The following is a 23360-nucleotide window of genomic DNA, read 5'->3' as shown; positions in this document are numbered from 1 at the left end:
CTTAAATAAGTTCGTAAGCCTTTAATTGTTTCCTTATGCTGTCGGAATCGTTAAACATGAGGATATCTATAATTGACAACCAAGGTACGAAAGCATTTTTAAATTGGGTATAAGGGCTTGAAACACTTTTAATGAAGTCAAGTTTTATCCCTTCCTTTTCAAATTTCTCTTTATCATACAACTCCATTCCTCCAATCGGATTAATGTAGTGGCTGGCAGTTTCCTGCTTACAGATATCCAGGATTCTATCCGGACCTTTTAAGTGTGTGTTGTGATATATCGTGGATGAGGGTACAATTTCAGTCGTGATTTCTATGTATTCACATGTTCTTTTCAGCGCCTGAAAGGTCAGTTCGTATATTGTTTGAACATCTAAATTTACAATTTCTTCGATCAGAACAAAAACCTTTTGATAATATGGGGCCTTCTGATACGATTGCTGAATGGTTTTCAGGAACTTCTTTTGCCAGGGTTCCCCTTTCAAAATTGCCACTTCATTGATCAGCTTATTCTGACTTGCATCTTTCAGCGGTATCGTGAAAAGATGTGACTGACCGGACACCAGAATGTTGTTCCTGTTGATCCAGCCTTTGTTAATAAAATTCACATCATCATAAATAATGAATTTATCAACGGCGTTGATCAGCTGGAAATAGCCTATATACGGAAATATATACGGCTGCATAATGGCGATGGTCATGGATTGCTATTTAAGCTTTCTGAGATAATAATCTTCTCCCCGGACTGCCACGTTTGTGATCGTGGTATCGCTTCCTAAACGAATGTCTTGCGGCAAAGATTTGATGCGGCTGGTGTCATTGATCACGCTTTTGGCATAAAACAGGTAATCAGCTTCCTTGGGAATGGGTTTCAATCCCTGTTCAAAAGGATTAATGCTGATCAACTTACGCGACAGATCTTCGCCATAGAGCGGATATTCAAAGTCATCATTAATGGTCGCTAAGGCAACTGTGGCATCCTTTGGAACGATGGAATCAAATGTCTGATATGCCTTGGTAATGTCGGGGCGTGCAAATGTCTGCAACTGTATCCTATCCGTTTCCAATGCTGACTTGTAACCATAAGCAGCAATGGGCAGACAACGAATATTCAGATAAACGGACATGACGGCGGAGATACAAGCGAGGCCCACCACGATCATAATGTATCCTTTCCAGATATTCCTGCGCGGTTTGAGGATGGATAAGCGGTGATTTGAAAATAATAGTAAAAGAAAAAGAACGCCAAATAGGCCGGTTTCTATAAAATATCTTCCTTTGAAAGGATCGTAAACGGCTGAATAGGAAATCGCTGCAAAGTGTAAACAAAATGCAAGCGCCAGAAACCAATGGACACGCGAGCGGAATACGCGGATTAATGTTAAGAATATCAGTGGCAATATCAGCGCAAAACCGAAAACACCCCAGTAAGGATTTGCATTGAAGTTATCGAACCGGCGCTGGAACGAAAACGGGACGATCGCGTATTCGGTTTCTTCATCCAACCGCATGCGCAACTTGTCTTCCAGGATCACAAGCGGCTTGCGCATGACCGTATTCAGATCATATCCCCACTGCGCATTGCGAATGCCATCCAGATTACAAAACTCGTAAGTATAGCGAACCACGTTGCGGCTTCCCTGCTCGAAAAGGTTTGGTAATGAGCCAAAACGTTCCACTGACTGATGTTTCAATGCAGTAGGAGGCCCGATCGGGTGCCCAAAAACCATAATGTTTTTGATATAACCCGTCGGGAAAGTGTAGACGAGCATGCCAAGGAAAATCGCAATGGCCAGTTTTATGAATCTGTTGAAAAAAACTTTCAAGTCTGGCGCCAGAAACACCGTGTAAAGCATGATCACAAAAACCGACGGCAGCAGCAAGGCAAATGTTACCTTATGGCCAAAAACGATGCCAAATGCGAGGCCTGATAGATAAAGATATTTGTTGTTGCGCGTGCTATAATAGGTGAAAAGGAAGTATAACAGGCAACTCAGGTAAGCGGTTAAAACAATGTCCGTTTCGGTGGTGACGGCCTGCATCAGGAAATTCAGGAACATGCCGTAAGCCAATGCACAAAAGAAGCTGGCCGATAAATTTCTCCCAATGCGCTGCGCGATCCCAAACACGCAAACCAATGTAATGTAATAAGAAGTGTGGTGTATCAGCTTAAATGCATTCTCAATCTTTCCGCTGATCAGATAACTGTAAATCTGAATGGTGGTGAGACTTTTAGGATAGGTGTCCATATTCCAGTTTGTCCCGCCAAAATGAGCCATCGTGCCGCGCTGAATGTAGCGGATGGCACGGTTCAAATGTCCTGTCATGCTATCCCATTCGTTTGGTGCTGTGAAAAGCACGAGAATGAGGTTGGTCACCGCAATAACCGCAATGGTGCCAAACATGAAGAAGAATATTGTTTTGAGATAAACGGACAGCTCTTTGGTCCAAAAACGAAACGTGGCGGCCCTGTTGGCAGTAACCGCGCGAATCGAATAGGAGGGCTGTGACTGGATCAAAGAGGACCAAATCACGTAATGTATACCCAAAGCAACAAATGTCGCGGCGATCCATGCCCAGGTTTGGGCGGTAAGGTCAAATGCAGAAAGTATAAAACCAGCAGGGATAATGCTTCCCACAAACAGCATGAAACAAACAATGAGCCATTCTGCCAGGGAAGGCTGGGCAATTTTTTTTGCAACAAAACTGATGCTGTATAAAAACAGTAAGAAGGCAAGCCAGTAAACAAAACCCATGCTATTCTGGTGATAAATGAGCGTTAATGATGCGGGAAATCCGTTCTATATCCGAATACGGAAGGCCAACATATAAAGGCAAACTTAACACTCTTAGCGCGATATCCTCAGAAACCGGGCAGGCAATTTGCCGTGGCATGAACGATAGCGTGTTTAATGAAGGATAAAAATAGCGCCGCGGAATGACATCTTCTTCGCGCAATGCATCCATAACGCGGAACATAACCTGCTCAGAAGGAAAGACAACCGGATAATATGCGTAATTATATTCAATGTCTTTACTGATAACCGGCTTGTAAAGCACATCCCAGTTCAGCAGACTGTCATAAGCATCAAAAACTTCTTTGCGGGCAGCAATAATGTCTTTCACAAGCGGAAGATTTACCAATCCCATGGCTGCGTGAAACTCGGAATTCTTGCCGTTGATCCCTGCGTACAGATAATGTTCATCGCCCTGGTGGCCGAATGCACGCAATAAGTGCAGTTTCCGGTCAAGCTCGGGATGATTGGAAATCAATGCGCCGCCTTCAATGGTATGGAAAACTTTGGTGGCGTGAAAGCTGCAAGTGCTCAGATCTCCAAATGATAATAGAGATTTGCCTTTATATGTGACACCAAATGCATGTGCGGCGTCATAAATCACTTTCAGGTTGTGCTTTTTGGCGATCACTTCAATGGCCTCAACATCACAGGGATTTCCGTAAACGTGCGTTGCAAGAATCCCGGTCGTAGCAGGCGTAATGGAAGCCTCGATCAACGCCGGATTGATATTGAATGTTTGCGCGTCAATGTCAACGAAAACAGGCGTGCAGTTTTCCCACAGGATTGCATTGGAAGTTGCAACATAGGAAAACGGCGTTGTGATAACCTCGCCCGTAATTTCAAGCGCCTTAATAGCGATTTGAAGGACAATAGTGCCGTTTCCGCAAAAATAGAGATGATCGACCCCCAGGTATTTTTTTAGTTCTGCTTCAAGTTCCTGAAGAACAGGTCCGTTATTGGTAAGATATCCGCGTTCCCAAATTTCCCGAACATACTGCAGATATTTTTCCTGGTCTGGTAAAAAGGTTTTAGTGACGTTAATCATTCACTACATGTTCAGTTTGGCGAATGGAAAAATTAAGTTGAGGGCGAATATACCCGGGCCATTTGCCATACCAGGTTACATTTTCACGATAATCCTCAATATCAAAAATCAGGGCTTCTTCCATGTTGTAAAGAACGGTGCTTGTGTCCTTTACGATCATCATAGAAACCACGTAAGAGCCGTCATTCAGGAAGTGGCCGGGAATTTCACACACGCCGCTTACAAGGCCTTTTGAAAAAGTTTCTGCTTGCGTTCCTACATTAAAAATACACTCACCTGTAAACGTGTACAAGTGCATGCTCAGGTTCAGGCTCGCGCCTTCCACAAGGTTCCAGAATTCAAACTGAAAATTGATTGGTGTCCGAACGTCAATGTGGTTCAGATCGTCCTGATATTCTGGGAAAAGTTTAAATCTTTTGACACGGACCTGATCATTGCCAGGAGCGCTTTCAATGTTGTCCCAATGTTTTTCAAGGGTTTTATGAGAAACCTTGCTCAGGTAATTGGTAACAATATGTGTTGTCTCGCCCTGATCAATCAACATTCCCTTTTCAAAATAAAAGGATTTGTTGCAAAGGGCTTGAATAGCAGTAAGGTTATGGCTTACAAAAATCAATGTTCTGCCGCTTTCGGAAACATCGCGCATCTTCCCAAGACATTTCTTCTGGAATTCTGTATCGCCGACCGCTAAAACTTCGTCAACGATCAGGATTTCGGGATTAAGGTGCGCCGCGATTGCAAAACCGAGCCGCACGTACATTCCCGAAGAATATCTTTTTACCGGTGTATCCAGGAATTTCTCAACACCCGCAAAATCAACAATAGCATCAAATGACTGCCTGATTTCGCTCTTTGCCATACCTAATATCGCACCGTTAAGGAAGATATTTTCGCGGCCTGTAAGTTCCGGATGAAAACCCGTGCCCACTTCCAGCAAGCTGGCAATACGGCCGTCAATCTTGATCTGGCCGGTGGTAGGTTCGGTAATGCGGCTGAGAATTTTTAGTAACGTTGACTTCCCGGCACCGTTATGACCAACAATACCAATGCGATCACCTTGATCTATGGAAAAGTTTACATCCCTTAATGCCCAGAATTCCTCTTTTTCGGCAAAATCGGAATTATCCTGCTTGCGTGAGAACATTTTGTCAACCTTTTCGGTGACAATATCACGCAGGCTTGGAGAACCATTTTTACGTTGATGGTCTATAATATATTTCTTGCTGATGTCTTCAGCTACGATTACAGGCATGCCCAAATGTAATTATTTCAGATATGATCCACGAAAGTTTTTTCTTTTTTACGGAAATAAATCAAAGACAATATCAATATCGAAAAGGAAATTATTGTCGTCGAGTAAAGACTTTGGGGATTAAAATAAGCTTTATCACCGAGTAAGCACCAGCGAAAACCATCGATGATACCAACCAGGGGATTCAGGTTATAATATTTTTCAAACCAGGTTCCTTTTGCTAGCGTACTGCTGTAAGCCACGGGCACTGCGTACATTCCAACTTGTACTAAAAATGGAATTAACTGACCGATATCCCGAAAACGCACATTCAATACCGCAAAGAACAGGCCAAACCCCAAACTTGTAATAAATGTAAGTAAAATGAAGCAAGGAAGAAATACAATGTTCCAGCTGATGGGATGCTTGAAGAACAGGGTCATCACCATAAATATGCCGAAAGCGATCAAAAAGTCTACAAAACCAACCGCAATTGAACTTAACGGCATCAGCAATCTTGGAAAGTAAACTTTGGAAACCAAATTGCCATTAATAAGGATACTATTGCTGATCTGTGTGAATGTGTTTGCGAAGAACGTCCAGATCGTAAGTCCGCTCAAAACCATCAGCGGGTAGGGAACACCGGGGTCGCTTTTGATCTTGGCGAGGTAACTAAAAACAAAGACCATGACAGTCATGGTCATGATCGGCCTCAAAACGCTCCACGCAACGCCTAGCAGGGTTTGTTTATAACGCACTGAAATGTCGCGCTTTGACAATATCCAGAGTAACTGCCTGTTGAGCCAAAGGTCTTTCCAGTAATCCTTTTCGGATCCGCCTGCTTTTATTGTAATCGTGTGTTGAGTTGCCATTCTATTGCTTAACTACTACTGTGGGGGTTGCAAAAACTGTTCGGAAATAAATGAATATCAGCGCAAGCATTACACCCACCAACGCCCCGATTTTTGCATTCCTTTTATCTTCTGCTTTAATGTCTAATGGCACTTTAATGCCTTCAATTTCTGTAAATAACGGTGCTTCACGAACAAGCGATACACGCATTTTTTCAGCGCTTCCCATTGCTTCATAGTAAAGCGTCTGGAGGAAAGCCGATTTTCTTTCCATGCTGTTAGCAGAAACCTTGGCCTCTGGCAGCAGAATCTGCGCACTGTAATCCAGTTGTCTTGCAAGCTTGTGTTCTGCAATGCCAAGCACTGCTGCCAGAGAGTCGGCGCGATGTTGCAGAAGGTTTAATGTTTTTCGCGATTTCTGAGTCTGGTTTTCCGTATACATTTGTTCTACGGTTTCCAGAAGCTTAGTCACCCAAAGTCCCGCAAGGGTTCCGTTTTCCATGCTTGTGGAAAGCGAAATGAAAGAGGATTTCCGATCCAGAGAAGCAATCTCAGTTGCGTCTGCTGCCTTTTTAACCAGCTCATTCAGGATCTTGCGTGATTTCATATCGAACTTCTTAACGTCCGTATTAGCAAAATGGAAGTTCTGGTTGTCGGGAATCTCTTCCCATTCTTTTTTCTTGATGCCGCTTGAATCAATGAAGAAGTTGGCAAGGATCATCTTCTGACCATTTACTTCCACTTCTTTCATCAGGTTTCTTTCAAGGACGGGGCGTGATTTTACAAAGTAGAAGAAGTTTTCCCCTGTAAAAATGTTCGCATCGGGTGCATTTCCTAAACCCAGCAAGCCCGCCATATCACCAAATCCAGATGACTGGCTGCCTCCGCCAAGGTTGAAAACCACCTCAGCTTCGTACATATTCGGTTTTTCGATGAATGTATCCAAACCATATCCAATCCCAAAACCAAGAATCGGCAAAAGCAATAGCATTTTCCAGTTACGGAGAATTGCCGTTTTAACGACCAGGACTTTTTCGATAACCTCTTTCGGGGTCAACTCGTCTTCTGGCACTTGTTGTTGCGGATGTAGTGTCGTCGTTGACATTTTTAGTTGATTGATCGAAAGGCTAGAACTGCTAAAATTAAACTCATTACAGAACCCAATATACCAGTTGCGGTTTGAAGGGCTTGCTGCGGGTTAAGTGCCGGAGCGGCTCTTTGCGGAACAAAGATCTCGGAACCCGGTTCAACTTTTGGATAAACATTGAAAAACAGGAACCTTCTGGTGCGGTCTACGTTTCCGTTTGGATATTTGATGTATGAGCTCTTTCTGAGTGACTCAACAGTAAAACCACCAGACTGTGAAATGTAGTCAGAAAATGCCATTCCTTTTCCGTATTTAACAGTTGTAGGATAAAGGACAGCGCCGTTAACCTGAACCGTTTCCAGTCTTTTCGGAATACGGATGATATCACCTTCCTGAACGATAAGGTCTTCGAATGATCCCGGGCTCTTGAGAATGTTCTTCAATTTAATCCCGATAGACTCTTCTTTAACATTTGGAACGTCGCCCAGGATTGTTCCTTTTTTGATGCTCTTTTCAGTTTGTTCCGCCTGATCGAAATCCGTTGGTTCGTCGAGTTCTCTCACCAATGTTCTTCTCAACAATGTGGCGCCTTCCGGATAAGCCAGCTCAGTTAAGCCACCGGCTCTTTTGATAACGTCACTGATCTTATCATTCTTATTTATAATCGTGTAAGGGCCTGCGATAAGCACTTCACCTTCAACGAATACACTTTGCTGTTCAACATAATTCGGTGATTTACGAACGGTAACCTGGTCAAAAGGCATTAAAGTGAAGTTGCTTCCTTTGCTGTTAAGCGAAAGATCGCGGTCTACATCGAATTTAAAGACTTCCGAGATTTGTGCGTTTGCCGCGCCCGCAATGCTGTTCCTTTTTCTTCTGATCACCTCAATTTCGGATGTGTACGCAGATTCTTTAAGTCCACCGGCCTGCACCAGAAGATCTTCCAGCGTCATATTCACCGTGTAAGGGAATTTCCCTTCGTTCTCACCGATCTTTGTGTTATTCACCTCACCGTCGACGCTCACATAAGCCGTTTCGGCCATATCAAACTTGGAAGGGACAATTACTCTGTCAAGCCTGGTTAATATCAAGTCAGGCGTGACGTTGTTTAGCACATCTGTATAGTTGATTGAAATACTTTCCAAAACAAGATCCTGGCGAGTTCTTAAAACACTTACGCGACCTACAAATGCATCTTCGCGCAAACCTTGGGCATTCTCAATCAATTGTTTTAATGAAGGGCTGTTATCTAGCGAATAATCACCAGGACGCATTACCGCGCCTTCCACAGTTACAATATTCTCAAAACGGTCGAGAACGGTTTCTACATTGACAGAGTCGCCTGTTACTACTTCGAAAGCATCATAATTGGCTTCTGCAACGTCAAGGATTTTACGCTCTTTGGATGTAATTCTTTGTACTTTAAGTCTTGCACGGTAAGCTTTATCGTTGAAGCCGCCTGCGTAACGAAGCATGTCGCCTAGTTTTTCCTCCGCTTTAAGTTCGTAAATACCGGGGCGTTTAACCATTCCGGCTATTTCTGCTCGCTTCAGATAGTAACCAACAACCACATTATCATTGTCCTGAACACGGATATCACCGTCGATTTTACCATTAACCAGGTAATCATATATGTCAATATGCGACACAACTTTACCTTGGCGAACTACCCGCACATCACGGAAAGATCCAATTTCATTAGGTCCGCCAGCCTGATAAAGTGCGTTAAAAGCGGATGATAATGACGACACCTGATACGTTCCGGGATTAATAACTTCCCCTGTTACAAAGACTTTTACAGTTCGTACATCACCCAGGGTTACCATTAATTTGGTTCTGGCAGTTTCACCACCCGTTCCGATCAGCCCTGGTGTGAATTTTGAAAATTTGTCAATTAATATCTTTCGGACTTCCTCTATCGTGCGACCGGCTACATATACGTTACCCACGCGTGGGAGGGAAATAAAACCATCTTTGGTAACATCGACTTCGAAAGTGCTCTCTGCGTAGTTATAAATAAAGATTTTGAGTTCATCCCCAGGCCCAACGATGTAATTTGTAGGCGTTGCAATCTGCAAGTCGGGAATAGGATCTAGATTTTTATCGGCGAAGAGCGAATAACCATAGATTTTCTGGCGCAATGCCTCTTTTTCCGGATCCTGGGCATTGAGCTTCGCAGAGGTGCTGTCATTTATCTTTCCTTGTTCCTGGCCAGGAATTTTCTGGTCGCCAGGAGCTTTTCCTTTGTCATTGCCTTGACTATCAGCATTTTGTTTGCCGCTTTGTTGCTGTTGGTTGTTTGCTCCGGGCTGATTTCCCTGTGTGTTGCCCGTATTGCCCGTCGCGCCTCTCTGCGTTCCTGTGTTGTTGCCGCTTTGTGGCGAACTGCCAGTGGGAGCATTAGGAAGGGACTGGGGAATGATTACCTGCGACAGGGATGGTAAGGAAATGGATAAACAGAGAAGATAAAGGAATATGCTTTTATAACTTTTTGCCAATTTGAATCTGTTCATATGAAGTATTATTGTACTATTGAAATGCCTATCATTCATTAAAACTATGTATAAGACTAGTGTTTTTGAATTTTGGATATGAGCATACTTAATTTTTGGATGTGTATAACATGGCAAAGTAAATTAGATTTTTCCTATTTTTAAAGAATTTCTATTAATCGTGCCCAAGCTAATTTCGTGTAAAGTTATAACAGGGTAACGACAAATGTCTTAAATTATTAAAATACAATATTTAAAATCAACAATAGGCTCCAAAGGGATCATAATTTATGGAAAGTACCAATGTGCAATATGATGAGGATAGTATAAGGTCACTTGACTGGAAAGAACATATCAGATTGAGGCCAGGGATGTATATTGGCAAGCTGGGCGATGGTTCATCGGTGGATGACGGCATATACGTATTGGTGAAGGAAATCGTCGATAATTCTATTGACGAACATATGATGGGCAACGGAAAAACCATAGAAATCAAGATTTCTGAGCACAGAGTGGAGGTAAGGGACTATGGACGTGGAATACCGCTTGGAAAGGTTGTGGACTGTGTTTCCAAGATCAATACGGGTGGAAAATATGATTCCGGCGCTTTCCAGAAATCGGTGGGTCTGAATGGGGTTGGAACGAAGGCGGTTAATGCACTTTCACAGTATTTTAAGGTGCAGTCGTTTCGGGAAGGGAAGAGCAAAAACGCTGAATTTGCACAAGGAGCGCTGGTAAACGAATCCAAGGAAATCCAGACAAACCAACGCAACGGAACGCACATTGCCTTTGAACCGGACGGGGCGATTTTTAAGAACTTCCGGTACATTCCGCAGTATCTGGATAATATGATCTGGAATTACTGCTATTTGAATGCTGGCCTGACTATTAACTTCAATGGCCAAAAATACATTTCACAAAATGGCTTGCTCGACCTGCTGCAAAGTAAGTCTGATGCAGATTCGTTGCGTTACCAGATCATTCATTTGAAAGGAGAGGACATTGAATTTGCCATGACGCACGGCAATCAATATGGCGAGGAATATTATTCTTTTGTTAACGGGCAATACACAACGCAGGGGGGGACGCATTTGGCGGCCTTTCGGGAAGCGGTTGTAAAGGCGGTTAGGGAGCACTTCAACAAAGATTATGCACCGGAAGATGTACGCTCGTCTATCATTGCAGCCGTCGCTATCCGTGTGCAGGAACCGGTTTTTGAATCTCAGACCAAAACCAAATTAGGCTCAAACACCATCACGCCGGACCCGAATAGCACGACCGTCCGCACATTTGTCAACGATTTTGTAAAAGAAAGGCTTGACAATTATTTGCATATGCACCCGGAATCACGGGACGCATTGAAAAAGCGGATCGAGCAATCGGAAAGAGAACGGAAGGAGCTGGCGGGTATTAAAAAGCTGGCTAATGACCGTGCAAAGAAAGCGAATTTGCATAACAAGAAACTGAGGGACTGTCGTTTGCATTTGACCGACCTCAAAAATGAGCTGCGTTATGAAAGCACATTGTTCATTACGGAGGGAGATTCTGCAAGTGGATCAATCACCAAATCGAGGAACATTCAAACGCAGGCTGTTTTCAGTTTGAGAGGTAAACCGTTGAACTGCTTCGGGTTAACGAAGAAAATCGTTTATGAAAACGAGGAATTTAATCTACTCCAACATGCGCTCGACATTGAAAATGGTGTTGAAAACCTGCGTTTTAACCGCATTGTAATCGCAACAGATGCCGATGTGGATGGGATGCATATTCGTTTGCTGCTGATGACATTCTTCCTGCAATTTTTCCCGGATCTCGTCCGCAACGGGCATCTTTTTGTTTTGGAAACGCCTCTTTTCAGGGTCAGGAATAAAAAAGAAACCATTTACTGTTACAGCGAGGAGGAAAAACAACACGCGGTGAATAAGCTTGGCAGCAAACCCGAGATAACGCGTTTCAAAGGTCTTGGCGAGATTTCACCGGATGAGTTCGGGAAATTTATCGGGGAAGACATGCGTGTTGAACCCGTAATCCTACAAAAAGAAACATCCATTCAGAAATTATTGAGCTATTTCATGGGTAAAAATACGCCTGAACGCCAGCGCTTTATCATTGATAATCTGAAAACGGAAAAGAACATTGAAGAACTTGCGCTGGCAGTATAGGCGGCTGTTTGTTTATCTTTGAGCGCACAAAGTAATATTAGGAGTGTCGGGTCTTTAAATCTTACTTGACCTCCTGATACATATTAATCACCGTTCAGTGGAATTACAAGACCTAAGAAACAGGATAGACTCGCTTGACGATCAGCTGCTTAGTATTTTGAATGAGCGTATGGAGCTCGTAAAAAAAGTAGGAGACCTGAAACGTTCGTCACAGTCTATCATTTATCGCCCCGAAAGAGAAAAGCAGATCCTGGACCGCCTCGAAAAGCGCAACGATGGTTTGCTTACACGGCAGGCTATTGACGCTATTTTTTTCGAGATCTTCGCAGTTTCCCGTAACCTGGAATTGCCCGAAAGAGTGGCTTATCTTGGTCCGGAAGGAAGTTTTACGCATCAGGCAGCGGAAGGCCGTTTTGGTGGAATGAGTGAATATCTGGTTCTGCCAACCATTCATTCTGTATTTGAAAGCGTAGAAACAGGTCGTGCCAAATTTGGTGTTGTGCCTATTGAGAATAACCAGGAAGGCATTGTAATTGAAACAGTGGATTTTCTGCGTGAAAAAAACTTGTCCATCGTTGCGGAAGTGCTGTTACAAGTTCATTTCACGTTCGCGTCGCAGTCCGATTCGCTGAAAAATATTCGCCGGATCTATTCAAAGGACATTGCATTCCGTCAATGCGGAAAGTTTATCAGCGAATATCTGGAAGGAATGGACATTGAGCTGATTCCCGTAGAGTCCACTTCGAAGGCAGCCAAAATGGCCGCTCAGGAACCCGATGCAGCGGCAATCTGCTCATCGATCTCTGCAAGGCTTTTCGGTGTTCCGATCCTTTACGACAACATTGAAGACAGCGATCAGAACAGGACCCGTTTTTTGATTTTGGCCAAAGACTTTGTTAACATTAAAAGTGATGATGATAAAACAACCATTATCGCCAATTTGCCCAATACAAATCGTCCCGGCGTTTTATACGAGTTTTTGAAAGACTTTAATGACAGGGGCATTAACCTTACCAAAATTGAAAGCCGCCCGCTGAGAGGAACCTCGACATTCCGGGCATGGTTTCTGGTGGAATTCCTGGGGCATGTGGATGATCCGCCGGTGCAGGAAATTATGCATAAATATGGTTCAAACCTGAAATGGCTGGGCAGTTATATCAGAGTTTCATAAGAACATTTAAAACATAATTGCCTGGGGCTTATGCCCCAGGCAATTATGTTTTAAATGTTCTCTATTTTTTCAATGTGCCTCTGTAAAGCGATGGCCAGTTTCCGTAAAGCTCAATGGACGTTTCCGAGCCGTCCGGCAATTTGACTTTCACCACGCGGTTCGCGGTGGGGGACTGGAATGAGTCTACGCCCAGCACCACAATCTGATTTCCTTTGACGATGGAAGTTACAAATGGCTCTTTCTTGTCAATAGCAAGTAAAACCTGTTCCTTTTTGGGCTGAATCCAGTTTCCATTCAGCTGGAAAGCAAGATCTTGATTTGTTCCGCCCACGATCACGTCTTCCACCTGCTTTGCCATCCAGTTTCCAAGTGAATAAAATTCCGTAGGGAAGTCCCAGTAATAGGGTGCATCACGTTCTCTCGGCTTTTTGCCGATTTCCGTTTTCGGTGTTTTTCCATCAGCAGGATACCACTCGTTTCCCCATGGCGAAGCATCGGCTCCTACATTATAGGCGTTGGGATCATTGCTGCTCGGGCCGCTGTCGTGCCACAAATAATAGCCGTCAAACAAAATCAGTGAAAAGAGCGACATGCTTAATGCCTGGCTCGCTGGCATCATTTCGAGCTGGTTCATTACCAATTCGCCTTTTGGCTCGGTTAGCTGGAAGTTCCAGGGCACGATCGGGTCATGGTAGAGCGGCATGTAGCGGTTCCAGCCGTAGAATATGAATTTGTTATTTTTCTGATAAGGGATCAGCTTATTGATCCGCAGGGAATGTATAGCTGATAGCAGCACGAAATTATTTGGTGTATTTCCCTCGTCGTCCATGACAAACATGGGTTTTGGGTAAACATCAATCGGAGTCGCATTGAACAGGTCCTGGAAACTTTCACCATTAGGCAAAGGCTCGAAGTTTGAATTATTAGACTTGGGATCATTGTAATCGCCCATCAGCTCTTTCGGACTTTTGCCGCCCAGCGTGTTGATATGCGGATTGGTATAAGCACCTCCACCCCAGTAATCCAGCAAATACATATCCGGATTGTTCTTTCTAATCGTCTTTGCGAACCAGATAAGCCGCTGCTTCACTTCGGGGATGTAATGTTGATTCCAAAACTCAAAATCCAGCGCATAAACTCCGAAATTGGGAACACCAGCCCACGTTTCCACTTCTGATTGAGACAAAGAAGAGAACCACTTTTCATCCCTGTCTGCAAAATAATTGGGCGTAACCGTATAATGCATCCGGGGCGCAGGTGTGTCCTTGCCACCGGAAAGGTAATTGATGCCGCGTTTGTAGTAATTCTCTGTCGGGACGTAATCATTCAGGCGGTACTGCATTACCATCTTGCCTTTAATCGGCTCAAATTCAGGGAATTTAGTATCGAAATCCACATTAATGGTCCGCGATGGCGAAAACCATTGCGGGATTTCAACGCGTGTAAGCTTTGTATCCTCCTTAGCATCTGGTTTTCCGGAGATCCAGATATTTTGCTGCCTTAATGAGCGGTTTCGCATTTTGTTCCACCAATCGTTGTAAGGTGCATCGATCCAGCGGGCAGTAATGGAATACAAATAGCCTGGTTTCGCTTCAATGCCATTTTCCAGGCCTTTCACTTCAATGCCATCGATCATAACGACTTTTGTGCGACCGTCGTCATAATTGCCGAAATCCTTCAAATGCAGTTTTCCGTTGACCATTACCGGCCTTACATCCAGCCAGTTGTCTTTGCTTCCCTGCCGGATCCAGCTCTGCGGATCCAGAATCTCCACTTTTTTCTTCGTATCAAATTCGAAAGCAGCCGAGGTTTCGCAGCCGGGCTGCCCCAAGCTGGTGATTTTGATGGTCGCCGGACCGGTTTCCAGGGTAAGTGGCATAATAGAAAGCCAGATCCCGAAACGGTGCGGCACTTCTTTGAATTGAAATACTTTGCCTTTTTGCGTTATTTCAACATTATAAGGGGAGAGACCGCCAGCATTGGCGGCCAGTTCAAACTGCATTTCGTCCCCGATCTGCTTATAACGCCTTATCACAAGATCGCAGGCAGAAGAGGACGAATCAATTGTTTTTGCAACCGGGTAAGCTTCCAGTTTCTGCGGATAGGTCCGGCCGGTTGAAGGACCGAAACGGTTCCAAAGCCAAAGGCCGGACCCCGTCAGAAAAACTAATAATGCGGTAATCCAAAAGAAAGTTGATTTTGACAAAATGCTGTTATTATTGGGCACAGATTATTCAGGATTGATGAAAAGGATCAGACAAACTTACCACCACCGATAGAATAAACCAATTGACCCGTTCACAGAAGAGATTCCTTTGTCAATATATTCGTGCTTGTAAGAAACGCCATCATACTTAACCCGGACGTCGACACCAAATGCCCCATCGCGTTTGAAAAGGAACTTTGAACCTAGGCCAATGCCATATTTCGGCCTTACTTTCTGGTCCTGAGAAGCCAGGTTACCATAATATAAGGTGTAATCCAGAATGCTCACTCCGCCGCTCAGCTGTACATAAGGCTGTATGTTGGAAGTTTTGGGCAGGAAATGGTAATTCCCGAAAATTTCAACCGGATACTGGGAAACCGTCCGTGTCTGAACAGCGGAAAGCGTTTCGTCCCCATTTTCATAAAGCGCCCTTGGAATTCTCTTCTCAAAATAAGTCGAGCCAATCTCTCCACCGACTGAGAGGGGTGAATTTCTCAAAACCCATTCAATGGAGATAGAGTAGTTTTGAAATGAAGCCTTATCAATGTAATTATCCGAAAACGATCCCAGCGGCACAGCGCCCATCAATCTGGCCGTGGCCAGGTAATGCGTATAGCGTTCAAATGGAGAAGGGAGTGTATAAAGCTTAGGCGCCGGTTCCTGCGCATACGACGAAAACCCACCAATGACGAAAAGGGCAATGATTATGATTTTTTTCATTTCTAATTAATTTTTAAATATCCTGACTGACCAAAAATAGAGTCAACCATTGTGTCCACATATTGTCTTTCACCGATTCCCGCGCCGCGGATCTGCGCATCCCACACAACCTTAAATGTTTTATCCACCGTATTCGGATTCTTGAAGTCCAGCATGGAGATCAGCCAGTAACTTTCGCTGGTTTGATAATATTGGTAATAACTCGGATAGCCGTAACCATAACCGCCGCCGCCCCAGTAACCGCCGTAATAGGATGATACAGGCTGCGAAACAACATTCAGGTAAGTGTTCGTGATCCAGCTCGCATTAATGCCAATGTCTGGCTTGCTTTTTGGGCTTACATATTTGTATCCCAATTTTTCCATATTTGAAATGATACGGATTAAAACGTCCCGGTCCAGCTCGGTCAATGCAGTTCCAGCCTGTCCGTTTTCAACAACGAGCACAGAATCGACAATGCTGAATGTTTTGTATTGCGTATAATTGGCAGCTTTATCGTGATTTGTAATGTAAACGAGGGTTTCTTCTGTTGACAAATCACTGATAGGATCTTTGGAGCAGGACATCATTCCTATTCCCGCCATGAGTATGAACAATGAAGCTTTTTTTAACATGTTTATTTTGAGTATTTAAATATGATAATTAAACGAAATTTGAAATTGAACATTTTATTTTTCGTTATTTCTCGGTCCAATTTTTTAGTTTTAAACGTTCCCGATATTTTTCAGGACTATTGTAAAACTAAATTGGTTGTAGCAAAACCGTAAATCATTTAAACCCCGTACAAACTCATTTGTATATATATGGAAACAAAAGAAGAGATTTTAAGGATTATAGATGTACTCAACGACACCTACGAAAGTGAAGAGGCCTGGTATGGCCCGTCTGTGGTTGAAGCTTTGCGTGACGTTACGCCAAAAATGGCGGAAGTGAGATTGAGCAGTAACACGCACTCGATCGCTGAGATCGTTTACCACATGACGACATGGCGGATATTTGCCGTTCGCAAGATTCAGGGAGATGCTGAATTTGACATTAAAACACAGGACAAGGACTGGAAGAAGTTTCCCTTGGTGGATGAATTTGAGTGGGAGGCCATTCAAATGGAGTTGAGCCTTTCGCAGGAAGAACTGGTCTCGGAACTTGAAAAGATTGAAAGCGACAGCTTCCTGGAAGAGTTTGTGCCGGGCCGGGATTACAGTTATTATACATTGATTCATGGCGTTATCCAGCACGACGTTTACCATGCAGGACAGATCGGGTTAATCAAAAAAGCAGTAAAAGGAATGCGTCTGGAAGAGGATGATTATGGCGCTTTTGACGACCGTGCCGACTTTGATAATGGAACTGACTATTACTGAAATACTTACATTTAATTTTGTAAAAAGGCCAAGTTGCCTATGTTTTATAATAAACAATTTGTATTTTGCATTATAATAGAACGAAGTTGTAGATAGTTGCAAGCGTTCTAATGGTGTGGATATAGACAAAAAGGCTGCCCGATATTTTCGGACAGCCTTTTTTTAAAGAGAAATCCGTGCAACATTGGGCAAAAAAATTGCTCACCACTCATATATGAAAATTTTAATCGTCGAAGATGAACCCAAGTTGGCAGGTTTCCTGAAACGGGGCCTCGAAGAACAGTCCTGGGAAGTAGAATTAGCATATGACGGGCAGGTAGGGAAGAAAATGGCGTCAAACTATCGTTTCGATGTCATCATTCTCGATGTAAACCTGCCTTTATTGAATGGATACGACCTCGCCCGCCAGCTCCGGCACGACGGCCTGGCAACACCAATCCTGTTTTTAACCGCCCTGGGAACCATTGATGACAAGCTGGATGGTTTTGAAGCCGGCGGAGATGATTACCTGGTTAAGCCGTTCGAATTCAGGGAATTGATTGCGCGTATTAAGGTCCTTTCACAAAGAAACAGCAACCGCGAACAGTCTAATCAGATACTGAGCCTTGCTGATCTCGAACTCAATCTGGACGAGAAAGTAGCGCGCCGCGGCGGAAACCGCATTGACCTCACTGCCAAGGAGTTTGCATTGCTCGAATACTTGATGCGCAACAAAGGCCGTGTCGTTTCGCGTGTAGACATTGCCGAACAGGTCTGGGATATCCGCTTCGATACGGGCACCAATGTGATTGATGTTTACATTAATTTTTTAAGAAAAAAAGTGGACAAGGATTATCCTACCAAGCTGATCCATACCGTTGTGGGCATGGGTTATATTTTTAAGGAAGAATGAACATTAAGTCCCGCCTGACCTTGCTTTTTACCATGCTAGTGGGATCCATCATGGCCTTGTTCTGCCTCTCCATTTATTATTTCTACGATCAATACAGGGAGAAACAATTTTATTCTTTCCTGAACGAACGCGCGCAAACCATCGCCCAGTTGGTCGAAGCGAGCCAGGATATCAGCAAGGCCGACATTGAAAAGATTGAAAAAGAGAACAATACGATTTTTTTAAACGAAGAGATTACGATCTACGACGGGGCGGATTCGCTGATATTCACAGGTGGCAACGAGAAATTTACACTTTCCAAAACCATATTGGCAGAAGCCCGGGCAGGACGGGAAATTCGGACGAAACACGATAAAAAAGAAGCCATCATCATTCGTCACGTTTTGCAGGATCACAGGAAACCCTGGGTGGTGATGGCCGTTGCCAACGACGTCCCCGGCATGAACCAGTTGAAGCGGCTTCGTGAGATCCTGGTCATCGGATGGCTGCTATCTCTCATTTTGGTAGGTGTGGCAGGCTGGCAATTTGCCAACGATGCTATTAAGCCAGTTTCAGACATTATTTCTCAGGTTAACAACATCTCGGCGGGAAACTTACACGAAAAAGTGACCGTAGGGCGCGAAAAGGATGAACTTGCCGCGCTTGCACAAACATTCAACCAGATGCTCGGCCGGCTGGAAATAGCATTTCTAGCGCAAAAAAACTTCGTATCCCACGCCTCGCACGAGCTGCGAACGCCGCTCGCGCTCATTATGAGCGAAGCCGAACTGAGCCTGATGAAGGAACGCGCCAGCGAAGAATATAAAGTGGCGCTGAAAGGGATCTGGTCTGAGGCCAAGGAAATGAATGAGCTGGTTAGCAGGTTGCTAGAGTTGGCCAGGACAGAAGAACACGCGTTCAGGGTAACATTCTCAAAGATCCGTGTGGATGAAGTGCTTTGGCAGGCGAAGGCGTCTGTGCAACAGAAAAATCCGGGTTACGAAGTGCATATTCATTACGACAAGATTCCCGAGGATGAAGAGCAATTGAAGCGATACGGCGACGAAAGCCTGCTGAAAACAGCATTTATGAACCTCATGGACAATGCTTGTAAATATTCCAATAACAAGACTGTTAATGTGTTCCTGAAAATTCAAAAGGACTTAATCCAGGTTGACTTTAAGGATGTCGGCGTTGGCATTGCATCCGACGAGCTGCCTTTCATTTTCGACACCTTTTACAGGAGTGCCACCACGATCAGTAAAGCAGGTTACGGCATAGGCCTGGCATTGACCAAGCGTATCATTAACATGCAAGGTGCCAGCATTGAAGTGGAGTCGGCGCTAGGGGCCGGGACGACATTTATACTCAAATTTCCTCCGTTTTAACGCTCTTTTAATTCGGTGTTAATGTGCATTTAACACTCTGAAATGTCATTTGCAGTATCAATTGCAATTGGCTATTCCGTGCAGTGTTAAAACTTTAAATTGAGTTAGGTGAGTAGTAAGAAAAGAATGGCTTCCGAATATTTCGGAGGCCAATTTTTATATACGGGGCTCATTATCAGGCAGCATACTTTCCTGTTTTTTTGCTTCTTCAATGCGGAAACTCGGCAGCGCTTCGGGATATTCCAGGGAAATGAATTCAATCATTTTTTCGCGGACATAACACCGCAAATCAAACGTTTCAGAAGAATTTCGTGCGGACATCAATGCCCTTAGGATCATTAACTGGCCTTGGGTGTCAGTCACTTGTAATGCCCAGGATTTGCCATCCCAGAGGGGCGTAGTATCCAGGATCTCTTTCAATTTTTCCCTGAGCCTTGCAACAGGCGTTAAGTAATTAAGCTGAAAAAATGCCGTTCCGATCAGCGCACTTTCATTACGTGTCCAGTTTTGAAATGGTGTTTCAATAAAATACGTGATAGGAAGCACGATCCTGCGCAGGTCCCAAATGTTAACGACCACATAAGTCAGATTAATCTCCTCAATGCGCCCCCATTCCCCTTCTACGATCACCACGTCGTCTATCTTGATAGGCTGTGTAAAGGCGATCTGAATGCCCGCCATGAGATTGGCCAGCGATTTTTGCGCAGCGAAACCTATGATTACACTGAAAATACCCGCAGAAGTCAGTATACCAACGCCGTATTGACGCACACTTTCAAAACTCAGCAGTAAAATGGAAACCCCGATGGTAATGATCAGAATGATCACCATTCTTTTTACAAACTTGATCTTCGTGAATAATCGCCGCGCCTGGTTATTGTCCGGAGTGTTAAAATCCAGCTGATCGATCAGCACTTTTTCAATAATAATGACAATCCGGGTCATTAGCCACGTGGTCACCGCGATCAAAGCCACTTTGCTGATCGTAAATGTCCAGTAGTAATCTTTATGGGTCAGAGAATAAGTTTTAAGTGCGGCGGTGATTAAAACAAGCGGGATAAAAAAATACAAAACACTTGTCAGGTTTTCACTAACAGCCTTTACTGCGCGCCATTCTTTTTTTGCAGCTGTGATTTTTATAATATTAATAACTACGGCACTGATTATCAGCCCTATTACCAGCGCCGGGAGCACAATAAGCCACGGGGAATTTCGGTAATCGAGCAGGTTAAAAAAATCGTTCATGGATCAGATATCGTTGAGTCGCGCCACGATCATGCCCGTATGCTTGGGAACCGAGGCCACGTATTCTGCCAGCGGAACACTGGTCATAATCACCTTTTTGCCTGTCAGTGAAGCGTGGATCAGGTAAGCACGGCTGCCGACTTTGGAAATAATGCCCATATGATTAACGTCCAGTCCTTCCACCGATGACGTAAAAGCAACAATGTCACCGTCGTGCAGCATGGGTTCGGCCTTGTGGATACCCGATTTTGGAATGTAGCTATGCTCTCTCGAATTGATCTGACCTTCCTGCTCCCGCACTTTTTCCCAAACAGCCGTTTCAGCCATGGACGGATACAAATTAGCATGGTTGGACATAAAATTGATTTCCTTTTTATACGGAATGCCACCCACTTTGGCCGTAATATCTTCCAGACGCCCACGCTTTTCGTTTTCATACATCCAGTCGAGCACATAATGCAGCCTGGAAGGATAGCCGTCAATGACTCCATCGCGGTAACGCAGCTTGGTCAATTCATTCTTGAAACCTTCATAAGTTGGATTCTCTGTTTTCGCAACGGCCAGGGCCACGGAACTCTCGACAAGCGTGGTGCAATCCAGCCCGTCGAATTTACAAACGAGTCGTTCTGTCGGATTTGCTTCCAACGTTCCGGCGACGTATGGCGTCCCCAGAAACGATTCCCCCATGCGCAAAACCTGCGTCCCGATATCCCTGCTCTCCGGTAAATCCATTTTTTGGGCAAAAACCTTTTGAACCGCCAACTGTGCGAATGAGCCAGTCGACGACAAGAGAAAAATGGATAGAACTATAACTCTGATCATGCTTAAATTTCCTTTTTGCGTAAAGTTGCGTTTTATTTGACTTTTATCATCCTTATTTGGCTTCAATTTCATAGACAGATACAGAGTTGGGCAGTAATCCAACCTGAACTCCGGTTGACGTAATTCCATTGGTCCGCAAGCTCGGCGAAGGCGAAAATAAAGGGAAAACCGGTTTCAATCTGTAAGCTGCTGTATTGCCTAGCTTCAAAAAGTTTGCCCAGGCATCCTGCGGGATTTTTACGGATGTATCAACGGTATTTACTTTGTCAAAATTATAAATAAAAAGAAGCTTTTGATTTTCGGTGAAACGCAAGTAGCTGTATTGCAGTGTTTTGTTATAATTTTGAGACTGTCCGTCAACATTCACATATTGAAGATCATAAAATGATCCGGCGTAAACGGCTTCGTTTTCCAGGACAAAATGATTTAAAGTTTCATAAAAAGCACGTAATTTTTTCTGGTCCGCGCTAAGTTTTTCAAGATCAAATTTCCCACCATTAACCCATTGCTGGAACTCGGTAACGCCCCAATAATCAAAGATCGTAGTCCTGCCGTCTTCTCCCTGGAAGCCTTCTGTCTCAACAGGATTGACGCCCAACTCCTGACCAAAATAGATCATCATTGGGCCCGTATGCAATGTTGCACTTAATGTCATCGCCGGAACCGCCGCCCAGGGATCGCCTGCAAAGTAGCGGGATGCAATGCGCTGTTCATCGTGATTTTCGAGAAACCGGAGCATATTTTCACTGATATCGCCCGACTCCTGCTGCCAGATCCTGGTAATGTTTTCAACAGTCCCGCTGCCTTCAATCAGGCTTCGTAAGGAGTTATAAAGTCCCACCTTATCATACAGGTAATCAAACTTCCCTGTTTTGATGTAATGGTGATATTCAGCGGGATTGTAAATTTCTGCGATGAAGATAACGCTCTCTTTCAGCTTCTTAATTTCGGGGATGACCCAGGCCCAGAATTCCGCAGGCACCATTTCAGCCATATCGCACCGAAAGCCATCCACCCCTTTTTCAGTCCAGAAACGCAGGATATCATACATTTTCAGCCAGGTGGAAGGGATCGGATCGAAATACCGTAATCCGCCATTTTGATAATCCACACCATAATTCAGCTTAATGGTCTCATACCAGTCATACTGGCTGGGCTGCGCCTGAAAAACGTCGTTTCCCGTAGCTTTGGCGGGCCTTTCGTGATACGGTGCGGCAATTTCTACGGGCGGCTTATGCCCCTCGGGAACCACAAAATCGTGGTTGGGGATATAATAAAAATTGTTTTCGGGACTAAAACTAACTGTATTGTCATCATCTTCTCCAAAGTCACGGATGCCAAACGCCCTTGCATTTGAATGATATTGCCGGGCAACGTGGTTCGGAATAAAATCAATGATCACTTTCAAATCCTGTCCGTGCGTACGAATGACGAGTTGCTCAAACTCCTCCATGCGCTTGGTAACGTCTACGGCAAGGTCAGGATCCACATCATAATAGTCTTTCACAGCATAAGGAGAGCCTGCTATTCCCTTCACAATCAATGGATGATCTGCGTTTATTCCGAATTCGCTGTAATCTGTTAGCGTGGCGTGTTCCAAAATGCCGGTGTACCAAACGTGCGTAATGCCGAAATCTTTGAGCGCAAGGAGCGCGGTTTCGGTAATATCATTGAATTTTCCGCAGCCATTTTCCTCAATGGTGCCATAAAATTTATTGGTCGTGCATTGGTTCCCGAATAAGCGGGTAAATACCTGATATACTATGAACTTATCCTTGTTAATTGCGGGCATATCAAGTTGAATTATTTATAAAAATCATATGGCCAAACCCCTCCCGGCGCGTTCTGAGACGGCTTGCGGAAATGAGCTTGGAAAATTTTACTATTTTGCAAGATATTAAATTTGAAATA

18 protein-coding genes are annotated in these 23360 nt (G+C 44.1%); 5 read left to right on the top strand and 13 right to left on the bottom strand.

Annotated elements, in window-relative coordinates; genetic code table 11:
• Position 1: 1 nt before the first annotated feature.
• Genes B5X68_RS15615 through B5X68_RS15585 form a run of 7 tightly spaced genes read right to left on the bottom strand, consistent with a single transcriptional unit; the run spans position 2 to position 9524 of the window.
• Positions 2–700, bottom strand: a complete 699-nt coding sequence (locus B5X68_RS15615; RefSeq protein WP_082215668.1) for a WbqC family protein — start codon at positions 698–700, stop codon at positions 2–4.
• 6 nt (positions 701–706) lie between these two features.
• Entirely contained in the window at positions 707–2755 is a 2049-nt protein-coding gene (locus B5X68_RS15610; RefSeq protein WP_082215667.1) for an ArnT family glycosyltransferase, read from the bottom strand.
• 1 nt (position 2756) lies between these two features.
• Positions 2757–3842 (bottom strand): DegT/DnrJ/EryC1/StrS family aminotransferase, encoded by a 1086-nt coding sequence (locus tag B5X68_RS15605; RefSeq protein ID WP_082215666.1) that lies wholly within the window; start codon positions 3840–3842, stop codon positions 2757–2759.
• The gene (locus tag B5X68_RS15600; RefSeq protein WP_082215665.1) at positions 3835–5094 is read right to left on the bottom strand and encodes an ABC transporter ATP-binding protein; all 1260 of its coding nucleotides are present in this window, start codon (positions 5092–5094) and stop codon (positions 3835–3837) included. Before B5X68_RS15600 ends, B5X68_RS15605 begins: the two co-directional genes overlap by 8 nt.
• Positions 5095–5111: 17 nt before the next feature.
• Entirely contained in the window at positions 5112–5945 is an 834-nt protein-coding gene (locus tag B5X68_RS15595) for an ABC transporter permease (RefSeq protein WP_082215664.1), read from the bottom strand.
• A 1-nt stretch (position 5946) separates the two neighbouring features.
• Positions 5947–7029, bottom strand: coding sequence for a hypothetical protein (locus B5X68_RS15590; RefSeq protein ID WP_082215663.1), 1083 nt, complete (start codon positions 7027–7029; stop codon positions 5947–5949).
• 2 nt (positions 7030–7031) lie between these two features.
• The gene (locus B5X68_RS15585; RefSeq protein ID WP_082215662.1) at positions 7032–9524 is read right to left on the bottom strand and encodes an SLBB domain-containing protein; all 2493 of its coding nucleotides are present in this window, start codon (positions 9522–9524) and stop codon (positions 7032–7034) included.
• 269 nt (positions 9525–9793) lie between these two features.
• On the opposite strand from B5X68_RS15585, the gene B5X68_RS15580 reads away from it, so the two are divergent.
• Together B5X68_RS15580 and pheA are read left to right on the top strand one after the other, a co-directional pair.
• A complete protein-coding gene (locus B5X68_RS15580) occupies positions 9794–11665 on the top strand; it encodes a DNA topoisomerase IV subunit B (protein WP_082215661.1) in 1872 nt (623 codons plus the stop codon).
• 97 nt (positions 11666–11762) lie between these two features.
• Positions 11763–12836 carry a prephenate dehydratase gene (gene pheA, locus B5X68_RS15575; RefSeq protein ID WP_082215660.1) on the top strand — a complete coding sequence of 358 codons (1074 nt, stop codon included), beginning with the start codon at positions 11763–11765 and terminating at the stop codon, positions 12834–12836.
• A 61-nt stretch (positions 12837–12897) separates the two neighbouring features.
• On the opposite strand, the gene B5X68_RS15570 is transcribed toward pheA, so the two are convergent.
• The 3 genes from B5X68_RS15570 to B5X68_RS15560 are packed head-to-tail and all read right to left on the bottom strand — an operon-like array spanning position 12898 to position 16376.
• Positions 12898–15042, bottom strand: a complete 2145-nt coding sequence (locus tag B5X68_RS15570) for a hypothetical protein (protein ID WP_082215773.1) — start codon at positions 15040–15042, stop codon at positions 12898–12900.
• Positions 15043–15099: 57 nt separating this feature from the next.
• Positions 15100–15762 carry a hypothetical protein gene (locus B5X68_RS15565; RefSeq protein ID WP_082215659.1) on the bottom strand — a complete coding sequence of 221 codons (663 nt, stop codon included), beginning with the start codon at positions 15760–15762 and terminating at the stop codon, positions 15100–15102.
• 2 nt (positions 15763–15764) lie between these two features.
• A complete protein-coding gene (locus B5X68_RS15560; RefSeq protein WP_082215658.1) occupies positions 15765–16376 on the bottom strand; it encodes a DUF4136 domain-containing protein in 612 nt (203 codons plus the stop codon).
• A 189-nt stretch (positions 16377–16565) separates the two neighbouring features.
• On the opposite strand from B5X68_RS15560, the gene B5X68_RS15555 reads away from it, so the two are divergent.
• The 3 genes from B5X68_RS15555 (at position 16566) to B5X68_RS15545 (ending at position 19382) form a co-directional block, all read left to right on the top strand.
• Positions 16566–17123 carry a DinB family protein gene (locus B5X68_RS15555; protein WP_082215657.1) on the top strand — a complete coding sequence of 186 codons (558 nt, stop codon included), beginning with the start codon at positions 16566–16568 and terminating at the stop codon, positions 17121–17123.
• A 214-nt stretch (positions 17124–17337) separates the two neighbouring features.
• The gene (locus B5X68_RS15550) at positions 17338–18015 is read left to right on the top strand and encodes a response regulator (RefSeq protein WP_082215656.1); all 678 of its coding nucleotides are present in this window, start codon (positions 17338–17340) and stop codon (positions 18013–18015) included.
• Positions 18012–19382: a HAMP domain-containing sensor histidine kinase gene (locus B5X68_RS15545; RefSeq protein ID WP_082215655.1), complete on the top strand. Its 1371-nt coding sequence runs from the start codon at positions 18012–18014 to the stop codon at positions 19380–19382. The genes B5X68_RS15550 and B5X68_RS15545 overlap by 4 nt, the downstream gene beginning before the upstream one ends.
• 156 nt (positions 19383–19538) lie before the next feature.
• On the opposite strand, the gene B5X68_RS15540 is transcribed toward B5X68_RS15545, so the two are convergent.
• The 3 genes from B5X68_RS15540 to B5X68_RS15530 are packed head-to-tail and all read right to left on the bottom strand — an operon-like array spanning position 19539 to position 23241.
• Positions 19539–20627 carry a mechanosensitive ion channel family protein gene (locus B5X68_RS15540; RefSeq protein WP_082215654.1) on the bottom strand — a complete coding sequence of 363 codons (1089 nt, stop codon included), beginning with the start codon at positions 20625–20627 and terminating at the stop codon, positions 19539–19541.
• A gap of 3 nt (positions 20628–20630) precedes the next feature.
• On the bottom strand, positions 20631–21449 hold the full coding sequence (locus B5X68_RS15535; RefSeq protein WP_082215772.1) for an N-acetylmuramoyl-L-alanine amidase-like domain-containing protein: 819 nt from the start codon (positions 21447–21449) through the stop codon (positions 20631–20633).
• 52 nt (positions 21450–21501) lie between these two features.
• On the bottom strand, positions 21502–23241 hold the full coding sequence (locus B5X68_RS15530; RefSeq protein WP_082215653.1) for an alpha-amylase family protein: 1740 nt from the start codon (positions 23239–23241) through the stop codon (positions 21502–21504).
• Positions 23242–23360 lie beyond the last annotated feature (119 nt).

Source organism: Dyadobacter psychrophilus (assembly GCF_900167945.1).
GTDB lineage: Bacteria > Bacteroidota > Bacteroidia > Cytophagales > Spirosomataceae > Dyadobacter > Dyadobacter psychrophilus.
Note: the sequence above shows the minus strand (reverse complement) of the source record. Positions and strands in the feature narration are given on the sequence as shown.